Raw genomic sequence first — 14,106 nt, forward strand, 5'->3', positions numbered from 1 at the left:
GCTACTCGAAAAAATTGCAATGCAGTTAGGCCTTAATATATTTCTTTTTTAGAACCATAAAATATGCACTCACATAATCGGGCGTGCCCCGCCAAGTTTTATAACAAATTTCCTTGCTTGGATAGACTCCACTCAAAAAATCAATTTGATATAAGTTCTTAGCAAAAGCCCCACCTGTATCAGCAAAAATACCAATTCTTGATAGGGATTTACCTTTGTTATCATTAAATTGAATTAATAAAATTTTTCCAAGTCCAAACTGCTCAAGATCCGCTGCAAAAGTCACTTCTGGATATACACTAATTTTATATTCGGCATCTTTCCCATAACCTTTTATGCTATTCACTTCCTTAAAATACCAATAGCGTTCTTGTTCATAAGGACTCTTTTTTCTATCATAAGCGATATTATTCACTCTGCTTACATTATATATTTTCTTATCTTCTCCGGTATCAACTACGATAGTCCCTTGTAATAAGGCCGCTTCCAGATCTTCTCTTTGCAAATAAACGAGGGGTTTAACCGCTTCTCCTTGCAAGGCTCCTTTTAAAATTGCTTGTTTGCCATATTGGAAACGTAACAATCCAGGTTTTTTGTTGGCTTCTTCAATCGAGTAATCTTTTTCATCGGCGGGAATACCGTAAAGAGCATAGGGGAATTTCTTTGAAGGGATTAACGACCCTTTCGCACTATGAACATAGTAACGCGTCATTAGTATTCGATCAGAAGGTATATTTTTTACTAGTGGTTTATTTTTTGAAAAAAGCTTTGCTTGCACTAAATCAGGCCGCCACTGAATAAAATCAAAGTGTTCTTTAATAAAATCGGGATCTTTTAACTGGTCTTTATGTAAGCAAATAAAATCCAGGGTTGCTTTAAGATCATGCAGGGATATAGGAAGTATTTTACCAGAGTGTATTACTTGTGGATCATAAGCAGAGCCTTTATCTAAATATTCACGGGTATTTTTTGCGGTTTGGCAAAGTGCTGCCGGATCAGATAAAAATGTGCTGTTAAAATGAGGGCTTTTTTTTACAAAGTTGGGAGCCGCGATAGCTGAAGCCTGTAGGATGCTATAAAGGCAAAGAAGTAAAATTATTTTTTTTACAAACAATGTTATTTCCTGGTAGGTTGGGCCTAATAGGCCCAACAATTTTTGATGTTATTATTTAAGAAATAATGTTCCGAGGATGGAACTTCAGGTTACGACATTTACCTTAAAAATCTTCACTGCCGTCGTCTGGAACTACCCTCGTCGTTCTTCCATAAATTACCAATATACGTTGTTTTGTTTTCAATTTAATATCTTCGGCCTGTACTACAGATATTATTCCACCACTATTTAAACGAATTACATATTCATATCCATGGCTTTTACCTACATTTTCAGAGTAGTTATCCTGGCTTGGAGCGTTCGTAGTAGTTCCAGCAGCCAACATTTCGCTTCGACTATGTAAGCGCACAGGTCGCATGGAGATAATAGTTCCCGGCACTACTTTTTTAATTTTCCCTACTTCAGCGGCATCATAATCGCCTATAGCTACTTTCTTGCTACAACCTGCAGCAAATAAACAACAAAGTAATACGACGATGCCACTTAAAATTTTATGCCTGTGCATTTCTTATCCTCCGATAAAGTGATAAAGTGAATTTGCTAAAAATTTTTGCGTAGATAATATCACGCTGTAGCTTTGAAGAGGAGGTTTATGAGAATAGTTTTTTATGCTATTTCATATATAGCCCTACCCTTTTCCCTCACTATTTTTTCCAACAATACTATGTCTTCACAAAGTAACATCCAGCCAATTAGCCTTGGCACTGAACAAAAGATGCGTTTATATACCTGGAAACCCTCTTGCCCTATCAGTTTATCAGATTTACGCGAAGTCTACGTGCCCTTTTGGGGATTTGATAATAAAAAACACAGGGGCGTTTTAATTGTAAATAAAGAGTTAGCTGAAGAAGTGGTCGACATCTTCACAGCTATCTATGAAGCTAAATTCCCCATCTCCCGGATGGAAATGATAGAAGAATATAAAGGCAACGATGAAAAATCCATGGCTGCAAACAATACTTCCAGTTTTAACTGCCGTGAAAGAACCTCGAAAAGAGGAGAATATTCTCAACATAGTTATGGCAGGGCGATTGATATTAATCCCTTATTAAACCCCTATGTTTCTCAAAATGGGGTACTGCCTGTAGAGGCATTGCAATATGCCAATCGCCGACAAAATTTCCCTGGAAAAATTGACAAAAAGAGTATTGTTTACAAAGTTTTTACCCAATACGGATGGGACTGGGGAGGTAACTGGCATAATTTAAAAGATTATCAGCACTTTGAAAAACGTGCGAATAATAAAAAACGAAATCCCTATGGGTAGAACCTCCGTGTTTCTTTAAAGACTTTATGAATACCTTTTGTCATCAGATTTTATAAAAATTTGCGTGTAATATCCCCATCCTTTTTTGCCATGCGCAACCCCTATGCCAGTCAGGTTATAGCGTCCCTCAATATTTCTTCTATGCCCAGGACTTGCTATCCAGGCTTCTACGAGTTTTTTAGCATTCATTTTATAATAAGCCACGTTTTCAGCAGCTGCCCTGCAGTTTTTTATTTCTTTATAAATATGCTTGATTCGGGTATTGAACCATTGATGCCCGAAAGGAATACGTTGGCTAGCCATATCTTGACTGTGTTGAGCAGCTTCTGTTGAAATATTGTTAACCAACCTTAAAGGCGGCAAATGTTTTTTAGCGCGGTATTGGTTAACATAAAATAGTACCATTTTTTGAAAATGAAGCTCGCTTGATTCGGTAGCCACCATCTTTGAAAACGCAGGTTGAACAATACAAATCGAAAATAGAATTAGAAAAATTCGCACAAAAACTTTCATTAGTTAGCTTCTCCGCAATAACAAGGATAGGAATTTTGTGAAAATATTTTACATTTGTCTATAAATTTCGCCCGCGAAGTGCAAATTCTTTTCAGCATCAATCATTGGCCGTTAGCACCGGCCTACTTCACAATGTTACTTTGCAAATTCCATGAAAACAAAAATTCCCTGGTCCTCTAATACTCTAAATTCTTTCCAACCTTGTTCTAATGCTATCTCTTTAAAAGTAGCCACGGTTTCGGGGAAATCATCTTGGCGAGGATGTTCCATGCGAATTTTTATTTCCTCACTGCTGTCCGGGAGTGTATCTAGCATCCTTTTTTCTAAATCATTCAACCATTCTTCTCTTGTTTGCATAGGCTTCCTTACCCCATCAATGAGTAATAAGTATCCGCCAGGTTTTAATTTATTTTTACAGGCATTAATAAATAAAATTTTATCAGTGATAGAAAGGTGATGAACGGCATAGCTTGAAAAAATGACATCTACTTCAGAGTGAATTTTCTTTAAAGCAGATAACATATTTTCAGCAATAAATTTTTTCTTCCCCTTCAATTTGGATAAATTTTTCTTGGCCAAAGTCAAAACATCTTTAGCGGCATCTATGCCAATGTAATTTTTTATGGGAAATTTTTTAAGAACAGGAGCGATGGTGCTGGCGTCTCCACAACCTACGTCAATAAAATCAATCGATTCTTCTTTATTGAAATTATTTTTTAAAAAGCTCTCAAAACAACCCATCATCTCATGATGATACAAAGTATTGTTTTTAATCGTTCTTTGATAGCGTTGCCAATTTTCATTAAAATAAGCACTGGCAGAATTGATCTTAGCAGGCATAGTATTGCTTCCATATGTAAAAAATCTATTAATTTTTATTCTATTTTTATATCCATAGCCTATTCTTATATTATTGATTTTAAAAGTAGGTAGATAAAATGCGCAGATTATTTTTTGCTGGTTTACTATATTTCCAACTATTTAATATTGCCTATGCACAAACCTTTTCAGAACAGATTGACGCTGCAGTCCAAGGTGGAAATACCAGCACCCTGGCTACTTTACTAAGCGACCCCGCTAATCAAGACCAAATTGGAACGATTGACGCTAATGATTTTAAAAGTCCATATATGATAGGGGCTTTCAACCAGATTTCGCAAAATGATGTTACTAAAATAATGAGTAATTTAGGAACAACACAATATTCAAACCTAGTGGACTCGTTAAGTGCCAATCCAAATGACACAAGTACTTTACTCTCAAGCGTTTTAACATCTGCTGACAAAAATCAAATCGATTCTATATCACCCGATGATTTTAAAACCAAAAACATGGTTGGGGCCTTTAACCAAATCTCTACAAGTAATCTCTCTACAATTACTAATAGTCTCGGCACGCAACAATATTCAAACCTGGTAGACTCATTAACTGCAAACCCAAATGACACGAGTACATTGCTCTCAAATATTTTAACAGCCGCTAGTGGAACTCAAATCGGGGCTATTTCACCGGATGATTTTAAAACAAAAAATATGATGGGAGCTTTTAACCAAATTTCTACAAATAATCTCTCTACAATTATTAATAGCCTCGGCACGCAACAATATTCAAACCTGGTAGACTCATTAACTTCAAACCCAAACGACACGAGTACATTGCTCTCAAATATTTTAACAGCCGCTAGCGGAACTCAAATCGGGTCCATTTCACCCGATGATTTTAAAACCAAAAATATGGTGGGGGCGTTTAACCAAATTTCTACAAATAATCTTTCTACAATTATTACTAGTCTGGGCTCACAACAATATTCAAACCTGGTAGACTCATTAAGTTCAAACCCAAACGACACGAGTACATTGCTCTCAAATATTTTAACAGCCGCTAGCGGAACTCAAATCGGCTCTATTTCAAACGACGATTTTACTAGCAAAAATATGACGAATGCTTTAAGTGAGATCAAAAAAGATAACCCAAATGCCTACAATTTTATTGAAACTAATAGAAATACTAATACAACTACGCAAGCACTTGATTCTTTTAAAACCCAAGAGTCAAGTCCCCTGGTAGGTGAGACAGCACCGGATTTATAAAATGGAATTAAAAAATGGATATAAAGAAAAAAATCATAATTATCCTTATAAGCGCACCTGTTTTATTTATTGGGTGTGGAAAAACAGAGAAAAAAACACGTAGGAATAGTGACGCTATTCCGGTAACTACCGTTACCGCTAAATTATCGTCAGTCAATGTTCAATATAAGTCTACAGGTAACCTTGCACCCCGAGAAGCACCTGTTATTACAACCCGGATTGATGGACAAATTACAGAAATCCCTATCCATGAAGGGGAGGAAGTCAAAAAAGGACAATTGCTTTTAAAAATAGAAGAAGAGCATATGGCCTTATCTTTAAAGCAAGCACAAGCCCGTTTATTACAAGCGCAGGCATTAGTCAATGAGACACAAAAAAGCAAGGCGCGGGCTGATAAATTAATCGGTAAAGGATATGTCTCCCAAGAATCGTATGATGAAGCTCAGGCTAAATATGAAAGTGCACAAGCAAATTTAGCAGTTGCTAATGCAGATTTATTAAACGCACAGTTCTTAGCTAACCAAACTTCAATTATCTCCCCTATTAATGGGCAAGTAGGCAAGTTATTAGTTTCGGTTGGCGAATATGTTCCCGCAGGAACAAAACTGATGAATGTGGTTAATCATGATCAACTAAGAGCCGAGCTCCCTTTTTCCGAGCAAAAAACCGACTTGCTGGCAAAAGGGCAAAAAGTTACTTTAACTTCTCCTACCGATCCAAATGAAGTGCTTACAAGTACTGTTACATCCATTACCCCGGACATTAATCCAGAAAATCGCGCTGTAAATGCACTTATTGTTTTTAATAACAAGTACAATTGGAAGCCTGGCTCTAGTATACGAGGGGTGGTGTATGCCAAAACTTTTCGCGCATTTTTAGTACCTGAAGAAAGTATTATTGATAATGATGGCCAAACCATGGTTTACGTTGTTAAAAACAATAAAGCGATAGCCCAAAATGTGGAAGTGAGTTATCAAATAGACGGCAGTGCTGCGATTACAAAGGGCTTGGCTCCTAATGATCAAATTGTCACAATGGGAATGAATTATCTTTCAAATGGCACCCCTGTCACTATTAAAGCTACTAATGGACCAAAAAAATGAGTTTACCCACTTTATCCGTTAAAAGGCCAGTAATGGCGGTAATGATAAGTGCGGCAATAGTAATTTTTGGCTTAATTAGTTATTTTAGTGTCGGTATTCAGGCTAACCCAAATATAACGTACCCGGTTATATCAGTTAATACCGATCTTCCTGGCGGGGATCCCGAAGTCATTAACGAAACGATTACCAAGCCTATCGAAGCCGCACTCAATACTATCGCCGGCGTAAAAAATATTAATTCAACTTCTAGTCCCGGCACTTCAAGCATTGAATTAAAATTTGCTTTGGGAACCAATATGGATGCTGCATTCAATGAGGTGCAAAGCAAAATGAATCAGGTCTTCGGGCTATTCCCTACTGGTACCAGACCTCCCATTATCCAAAAAAATAGCTCTAGCGGCTCTCCGGTAATGTTAGTAGGTATTTATGGAAATCAATCACTGGAAGAGTTGGATAATCTGGCCAGAAACGTGGTCCAAAAAAGATTACAAGGACTTCCGGGAGTAGCTGAAGTTAGTGTAGTGGGAGCACAAGAAACCCAAGTTATGGTTGAGCTCAATTTAGCTAAAATGGCTTCTTTAAATATTAGTCCAGCCATGGTTAAAGAAGCTTTTGCCTCTCAACATATACAAATGCCAGGAGGTTTTGTTCTTGCTGGTAAAAGACAATACTCTTTAAATTTAGACTTTGAATTTCATTCCCTTCAAGCCTTGAAAAACATGGTAATTGCTTATAAAGAGGGCGCACCAGTTTATTTAAAAGAAATTGCAACCATTCAGTTAGCAGTTCCTGACCGAGCCAATGCTGCCACTTTAAATGGCAAAACTGCTTTAGGCGTTGAAATAATAAAATTCCCTACAGCCAACACCGTTGAAGTAGTAGAAGGTGTTAAAGAGCGATTGGAGCAAATCCAAAAAGCACTTCCCGAAGGCGTAAGTACACAGGTAGTTTTTGAAGAGGCGCATTATATTTTATCCGTGGTGCATGAGTTAGAAGAAGATACCATCCTCAGTATTTTTGCGGCAGGTTTAGTTATTTGGTTATTTTTACGTAACATGCGTTCTACTTTAATAATTGTAACGGCTATTCCGGTTTCTTTATTAGGCGCTGTACTTGCTATTTACTTTTTTGGATACACCCTCAATATTATTACTCTGCTTGGAATTATTCTTTTAGTAGGAGTTGTCGTAGACGATGCCATCGTGGTTTTAGAAAATATTTATCGGCAAATGGAAGAAAATCATCTAGGCTCCAAAGAAGCAACAATTTCGGGTAGTAATCAAGTAGTGTTTGCGGTAATGGCTGCCACCTTAAGTTTGGTTTCAATTTTCTTACCGGTAATATTTATGGGTGGAACGTTGGGCCTTTTTTTTAAATCTTTTGCAGTGGTAGTCACAGCTGGGGTATTAATTTCTTTGCTCGTTTCTTTAACTCTCACTCCTGTTCTTTGCGCTAACTTTTTACGGATTGTGAACAACCATGGCTCGGTTTATCTTTTTTTAGAAAAATTCTTTCTCTCTTTAGATAGAAAATATAAAAAATTGCTTCATTTTTCCTTACGCTTTCGTTGGTTAATGGTAGTTATTGCCGTATTAACTATAGCCGTTAGCCTTCCCGTCGTGATGGTTATTGGTAAAGGCATGATGCCCGAAGATAGCGAAACAGGTCATTTCCAAATCTTTATCCAAACTACGCAAGGTTCAAGTTCCGACTATACGAAATCAAGAGTAATGGCTGCGGAAAAGGTACTCGCTAAAACACCAGAGGTTGAATCTTTTTTTGCCTATTTACGTAAACCGAATATGGCTATGATAAATGTCAACTTGGTTCCAGAAGAGGAAAGGAATACGCCTCAAACTGAAACGATGCAAGCAGTACAAGCTGAATTAAAAATGATCCCGGGTGGCATGTTTATCGTAAGTAGTTCACAAGCAGGCGGTAGCATGACTTTCGAACTTCATGGGGAAGATTATAAAGAAACCATTCGACAAGCACAGCTATTAAGCAGCATCTTAAATAACGATAAAGACGTAGGCCCTGTCTATATCCACCTGTCCAGTAACCAACCAGAATATCAATTGAATATTGAGCGTGATTTAGCTAGCAGCTTAGGTATTTCCGCAGAAGAAGTAGCTTCGGCGGCTATGATCTTAAGTTCGCAAGGCATCCGTGTAGGTAAATTTAATCGAAGCGGAGGCAATCAACGCTATAACATAGTGATTAAAGCAGATGAAAGCCAATTTGTTACAGGAGAAGATTTAACCCAAATTTATTTACATAACCAAAAAGGTAAACCGGTAAGCTTGGATACGATTACTTCCTTCTCCAGTAAAACAGCCCCCTTGGAAATCACTCGAGCAAACCAAAATTATAGTGTAGGGTTTAATGCATCGCCGAAAATTTCTCTTAACAAAGCCATTGATAAAATTGAAAGTATTGCGGATGAGATATTGCTGCCGGGATATGAAGTGGTAATGACCGGGGATACGGAAGCTTTGGGTAAAACGGAAAAATCCCTAGGATTTACCTTGGTTTTAATATTGATAATGATGTATATCGTTTTGGCTAGCCAATTCAATTCTTTTATTCAACCTTTAATTATTATGGTCGCTCAACCCTTAGCTTTAATTGGAGGCGTATTAGTCTTATGGCTTACAGGACAAACATTAAATATTTACTCTATGATTGGAGCATTATTATTGATGGGATTGGTGGCTAAAAACTCTATTTTACTTATTGATTTAACCAATCAAATGCGAGAGTCAGGGTTTTCCATTCGAGACGCTTTATTAGAAGCTTGCCCACTGCGCATGAGGCCCGTAGTAATGACCTCCAGTGCAATTATTTTGGCTATGCTTCCCGCAGCTATTATGCCCGGAGAAGCATCTAGCTCTCACCGGCCGTTGGCTTTAGTTATAATTGGCGGGATGATTTCTTCCACATTTTTAACTTTAGTGATAGTACCAGCAATTTATTCTTTAATTGAAAATGGAAAAAAGCGCGTACTTGGTTCAAGAAAAATACCCGATTCAAATGTCGCCCCTAACGAGACCGACCTGCTTTAAAAATCTCTAGAGATGTATGCAGCCAGGCCATATTTGTCGGTTCGATTTCGTTCTCAGCAGACTTTTCATTTAGGAGTACTGTATTTTGCAATCCCCTCCAGGACACTTCAAAATAGTACCAATTTACTTTGCTTAAAATAAATTCGAAATGTATAATTAGTTTAAAGAGCTATCCTGCGTATTCGGAGTACACCATGCCTATTCTCTATTTTGATGGTAACGTTAGTGTTAACTCTTTTAAAGGACAAGCGGCAGCAGCAGGACTCGATCCGAAAAAGCTTGTTTTTATTTTTCCAGGCAACTCTACACATCATGCCCCCTCAAAAACTACCCTGTTTTCGGTAAAATCTGGCTCGGGCTTAGCACAAGCAGCCCGCCAAATAGGAGAAGCAGGCTTTCCAACACTGAGCTTACCCACTACTTCCATGGAGCAATGGAGTAGCAATGAGACACAAAAAGCATTTGTAGAAGGTGCCTTGGCTGATTTATACAGGGCGCTTGGGGCAGGTTATAGCTTGTTTTTGCCGGTTAGAGAGCATATGAATAGCCAGTATTTTAACCAAGGTCTGGCGTTTATTGATGGGGCAGTTGAACCAAACTTTTGGGGGGGCATACAAGCCCAGCCGAACAAGAAGTTAGCTGCGTATTATATTGCGGAATTAGATAGATTACATAATTTTATCGACGCATTGGAGCAAAAAGATACCGCTCATTTACAAAACAATCGTTTTTATGCCTATTTTTTGGAAGGACAAAAATTAAAAAGTGAGGATTTCAAGGTTTCGGGAAAATTAACCCACAAAACTCCTCCCGCTGCAAGTGAAAACACCCCAGACCTTCAACCACGCGCCACTCATCCACCGGCTATCTTAAATCAATCGCAATCGGAAAATAGAACACATCGCCAAGACACAGAAACGAATACCAAAGCACCCTATGAGCCCTATTTAAAATTGTGGAATACCAAGTCCACGCCTCTACTTAGCGCGCGAGAATTATTAAACGATTATACCAAGGGAAATTCATGCGTAAAACGCTTTTTTTATGGACATTGGAATCGTCATCATGTAGCGGAAATAGCCAAAATTGTTGACCAGATTGATAAAGGGGACATACGTTCTGCCGCTGATTTGATGGATGCACTTAATGCGATTGTACCAGGTAATCCAAAGGGTTCTTTTGCAAGAAGAAGAGAATTTACTGAACAGCGTTTTATAGACTGCAAGGTGTTACCTCCTACTTACAAGCCATTAGCCGAAAGGAAAATGCCTGCAGAATCTCCCAGTATAAAAATATAGTTATTATTACGCCAGGAACTATTTTTACACTGTCTATAGTGCGTTATAGACGAGCGTTTGAAGATTAACAACCATAAAATTGATTTTAATTATGAGTAGAATATTACTAAAAATCTTAGTACTCTTTGTATTTGCAAATGGACTGCTTTTTGCTCACCCTACTTCCCAATTAACAAGTAACAGACAGATGAATTCAATAAAAAATGATGTCCACTCTTACTCCAATTCAGCAGAAGTGGTAATTAAACATTTAGATTTAAATGTGGAAGTAGATTTTGCAAAGAAAATTATTGCTGGTAAAGCAAAGTACCGAATTGAGAATTTAAATAATGCCAGGGAAATTATTTTTGACTCGAATAACCTAACCATTGAAAAAATAACCTTGGATGAAAAAGAGACTCCTGCGCAGTTTCACTTAGGCCCTACCGACAAGCACCTGGGACAAGCCTTACATGTGGGGATTCAACCTCAAACGCAATACCTCACTATTTACTATCAAACAAATCCAAACGCGGCCGCTTTGCTATGGCTTGATCCGGAACAAACAGCCGGCAAAGAACATCCTTTTCTTTTTACCCAGTCAGAGGCAATCTTGGCGAGGTCATGGATACCTGTTCAAGATAGTCCTGGAATACGCATTACTTACGAAGCAACGGTTAAGGTACCCCCTTCTTTATTAGCCCTCATGAGCGCAAAAAATCCACAAGTAAAAAATGATAGCGGTATTTATCATTTCACCATGGAACGACCTATTCCCCCTTACCTATTAGCGCTTGCAGTAGGAGACATACAATTTAAAGCAATTGGCCCAAGAACGGGAGTTTATGCAGAGCCTTCTGTCGTTAATAAAGCGACTTATGAGTTGGAAGACATGGAGAATATGTTAACCAATGCGGAAAAGCTATATGGTCCTTACGCCTGGGAACGTTATGATGTTCTCGTTCTTCCTCCTTCTTTCCCTTTCGGAGGGATGGAAAATCCCCGTTTAACTTTTGCAACGCCGACCATTTTAGTCGGCGATCGTTCTCTGGTTAGTCTTATAGCCCACGAGCTGGCACATTCATGGAGTGGTAACTTAGTCACGAATGCAACGTGGAATGATTTTTGGTTAAACGAAGGATTTACTGTTTATTTTGAACGCCGGATTATGGAAGAGCAAGAAGGAAAGGATTATAGCGATATGCTTGAGGAGCTCGGCTATTATGATTTAGTCGATGCATTAAAAGAAGTAAAACCCCAATTTACTTCATTAAAGACAAATTTAACCGGTTATGACCCTGATGAAGGCCTCACCCGCATACCCTACGAAAAAGGATATTTTCTTCTTCGCTTTATTGAAGAACAGGTAGGGAGAGAGTCTTTTGATTCTTTCTTAAATCAATACTTTCAAGAATTTGCTTTTCAAACAGTTACTACAGAACAATTCCTTTCTTATTTACAAAATAATTTAGTGATTAATCCTTCTTTATTAGAGAAGATTAACTCCTGGATTTACGAACCCGGTATGCCCAAAGAGATAATCTTTACCTCTTCACAACGCTTTGCAAAAGTAAAAGAAAACCTTAAACGATTTGAGCAAGGAACCCCAGCTACAGATCTTGCCGTTAACCCTTGGAGTACCCAGGAGTGGGAGTATTTTATCCATCATTTACCCAGCACTCTAACTCTTGAAGAAATGAGCGAATTAGATAAGGCGTTTAATTTTACGCAATCAGGAAATATTAAAATTACTTCGGCTTGGTTTTCGCATGTGATTCAACATCACTATACAAATGCCTACGAGGCAATAGCCTATTTTTTACAAAACGTAGGTAGGCGACACTATGTGTTACAAGTGTATAAAGCCTTGGCCGCTACTCCCGAAGGGAAAGCCTGGGCTTTAGAAATATACAAAAAAGCGCGAGTCAATTACCACTCGGTAACCAGAAACAGCGTGGACAAAGTCTTGGGTTATATTGCTTAAGGTAGAAATTTATAATCTGCCAAAGTTTTGACAATTTGGCTCCCTATTCTTCCTCATTTGATTTTAATATGTCGTGATTTATTTGAGAAAGCTAACTATTCAATTACTTTCCCCTTATGTTTGCACGCAGCACACTCCATTAAATAATGGTACATGGTAAATAAAATGAGGGTTTTCTTAACTTAACTTGCCTGCCCTTGGATCAATACAGAAAAATCAAATTACCTATATGAGTTTTAAATATTTTACCAGCATAGATTCGAATATTTCGAATATCAACTATAATAGTTTTATACAAAAGGAGAGCCAATATGCTATCACCACATAACTTTGAGCTAAGTATCCCTAGCAAACATGATAGAGAAATTGCAAAAACATCTGTAAATGCCATTGAAAAAGCTCATTTAGATATGAAAAAAGCCAAGCTATTAATACAGGATATGCAAGTTGAGCTACCGTTGTCAGCTGTGAAACTTCTGCTAGAAGCCCTAGGACAGCTTGCTCAAGGGAATGCTCTTACAATGATCCCGCGACATGCCGCCTTGACAACGCAAGAAGCAGCAGATTTACTCAATGTCTCAAGACCATATTTCATAAAGCTTCTCGACTCAGGACAAATTCCATTTTCAAGAACTGGTAACAGAAGAAAAGTTTTGGCGAAAGATTTATTTAAGTTCAAAGATGAAAGCAGCAAAAAACAAAATCATGCTATTGATGAGCTGGTGAAGCAAGCTCAAGATTTTGGAATGGACTACGATGAATGACAAAATTCACTGCGCTTTATGATGCTTGCGTGTTATATCCTCCATCAATGAGGGACTTATTGATTCAACTGGCTGTAGATGGTTTGCATAGAGCCAAATGGTCTGAAAAAATCCATAGTGAATGGATAAGGAACGCGTTGATTAATAACCCCCATCTTAATATTGAGACATTAACTAAAACAAAAGAATTGATAAATAATGCAGTATTAGATTGTCTTGTTGAAGATTTTCATGAATTAGAAGCTTCCCTAAACTTACCAGACGAAAATGACAAACATGTTCTTGCAGCAGCAATTGTTTCCCACTCGGATGTAATTGTTACTTATAATCTAAAAGATTTCCCTAGAGGATCATTAGAAAAATATGGAATTGAGGCCCAACATCCTGATATTTTCCTTTTGCATTTGCTGGAATTAAATCAGCATATAGTTATAAAGTCGATTCAGGCAATTTATAAGAAGGCTTAAGAATCCACCATATTCGATAGATCAGTATTTAAATAAACTTGAAACGCTAAATTTAAAGGAAAGCGTAACTTCTCTTCGTAAAATACTTTAAAAATACCATCGAGTATTTGAAATATAAATTAAGAAACACAAGAGTTTCTTCAAAATATTAGCTTCTGGAACTAAGTCTTCTCGGCTCCTTCAACGGCAGAAAACTAGGGTTTTGTTTACTCCTCTGCCTTTCATCTTTGTTTATTTAAAATCAGTGTAATAAAGATTTAGGAAAGAATATTTCAATTGCTAGATATTTACTTACAAGTTTTAGCTTATCATCAAGTTGTAAGTCTAAATTCTGTTCATGTGTAAAAACTCGGGCATACCCTACTCTCATTATTGTTCCTTATAGTTCAGAAAGACTAAAAGAATAGGTTAAAATGAACTTTAATTTATGTATAGAGTTTTCGAACTGATTTTTAAGGTTAA

At 37.6% G+C, this 14,106-nt stretch carries 12 protein-coding genes; 8 read left to right on the forward strand and 4 right to left on the reverse strand.

Annotated elements, in window-relative coordinates:
* Positions 1 to 25 precede the first annotated feature (25 nt).
* Positions 26 to 1,114 carry a hypothetical protein gene (locus EL206_RS05155; RefSeq protein ID WP_407637811.1) on the reverse strand — a complete coding sequence of 363 codons (1,089 nt, stop codon included), beginning with the start codon at positions 1,112 to 1,114 and terminating at the stop codon, positions 26 to 28.
* 103 nt (positions 1,115 to 1,217) lie between these two features.
* Positions 1,218 to 1,619 (reverse strand): outer membrane lipoprotein, encoded by a 402-nt coding sequence (locus EL206_RS05160; RefSeq protein WP_058462664.1) that lies wholly within the window; start codon positions 1,617 to 1,619, stop codon positions 1,218 to 1,220.
* Between the two features lie 87 nt (positions 1,620 to 1,706).
* Between EL206_RS05160 and EL206_RS05165 the strand changes: the two genes are divergently transcribed.
* Positions 1,707 to 2,381: a M15 family metallopeptidase gene (locus tag EL206_RS05165; RefSeq protein WP_058462663.1), complete on the forward strand. Its 675-nt coding sequence runs from the start codon at positions 1,707 to 1,709 to the stop codon at positions 2,379 to 2,381.
* Positions 2,382 to 2,405: 24 nt separating this feature from the next.
* Here EL206_RS05165 and EL206_RS05170 read toward each other — a convergent pair whose 3' ends face one another.
* A complete protein-coding gene (locus tag EL206_RS05170; protein ID WP_065310964.1) occupies positions 2,406 to 2,894 on the reverse strand; it encodes a CAP domain-containing protein in 489 nt (162 codons plus the stop codon).
* Between the two features lie 135 nt (positions 2,895 to 3,029).
* Positions 3,030 to 3,734 carry a class I SAM-dependent methyltransferase gene (locus EL206_RS05175; RefSeq protein WP_058462662.1) on the reverse strand — a complete coding sequence of 235 codons (705 nt, stop codon included), beginning with the start codon at positions 3,732 to 3,734 and terminating at the stop codon, positions 3,030 to 3,032.
* 98 nt (positions 3,735 to 3,832) lie between these two features.
* Between EL206_RS05175 and EL206_RS05180 the strand changes: the two genes are divergently transcribed.
* The 7 genes from EL206_RS05180 (at position 3,833) to EL206_RS05210 (ending at position 13,644) form a co-directional block, all read left to right on the forward strand.
* Complete coding sequence (locus EL206_RS05180) at positions 3,833 to 4,984, forward strand: hypothetical protein (RefSeq protein WP_058462661.1); 1,152 nt, start codon at positions 3,833 to 3,835, stop codon at positions 4,982 to 4,984.
* A gap of 14 nt (positions 4,985 to 4,998) precedes the next feature.
* The gene (locus EL206_RS05185; protein ID WP_058462660.1) at positions 4,999 to 6,087 is read left to right on the forward strand and encodes an efflux RND transporter periplasmic adaptor subunit; all 1,089 of its coding nucleotides are present in this window, start codon (positions 4,999 to 5,001) and stop codon (positions 6,085 to 6,087) included.
* On the forward strand, positions 6,084 to 9,152 hold the full coding sequence (locus EL206_RS05190; protein ID WP_058462659.1) for an efflux RND transporter permease subunit: 3,069 nt from the start codon (positions 6,084 to 6,086) through the stop codon (positions 9,150 to 9,152). Before EL206_RS05185 ends, EL206_RS05190 begins: the two co-directional genes overlap by 4 nt.
* 194 nt (positions 9,153 to 9,346) lie before the next feature.
* On the forward strand, positions 9,347 to 10,450 hold the full coding sequence (locus tag EL206_RS05195; RefSeq protein WP_058462658.1) for a DUF5617 domain-containing protein: 1,104 nt from the start codon (positions 9,347 to 9,349) through the stop codon (positions 10,448 to 10,450).
* A 187-nt stretch (positions 10,451 to 10,637) separates the two neighbouring features.
* Complete coding sequence (locus EL206_RS05200; RefSeq protein ID WP_232048518.1) at positions 10,638 to 12,413, forward strand: M1 family metallopeptidase; 1,776 nt, start codon at positions 10,638 to 10,640, stop codon at positions 12,411 to 12,413.
* Positions 12,414 to 12,724: 311 nt separating this feature from the next.
* Positions 12,725 to 13,177 carry an excisionase family DNA-binding protein gene (locus tag EL206_RS05205; protein ID WP_058462657.1) on the forward strand — a complete coding sequence of 151 codons (453 nt, stop codon included), beginning with the start codon at positions 12,725 to 12,727 and terminating at the stop codon, positions 13,175 to 13,177.
* Complete coding sequence (locus tag EL206_RS05210) at positions 13,174 to 13,644, forward strand: PIN domain-containing protein (RefSeq protein ID WP_232048519.1); 471 nt, start codon at positions 13,174 to 13,176, stop codon at positions 13,642 to 13,644. The genes EL206_RS05205 and EL206_RS05210 overlap by 4 nt, the downstream gene beginning before the upstream one ends.
* Positions 13,645 to 14,106: the final 462 nt, after the last annotated feature.

Origin of the sequence: Legionella adelaidensis (assembly GCF_900637865.1) — a bacterium.
GTDB classification, from domain to species: domain Bacteria; phylum Pseudomonadota; class Gammaproteobacteria; order Legionellales; family Legionellaceae; genus Legionella_A; species Legionella_A adelaidensis.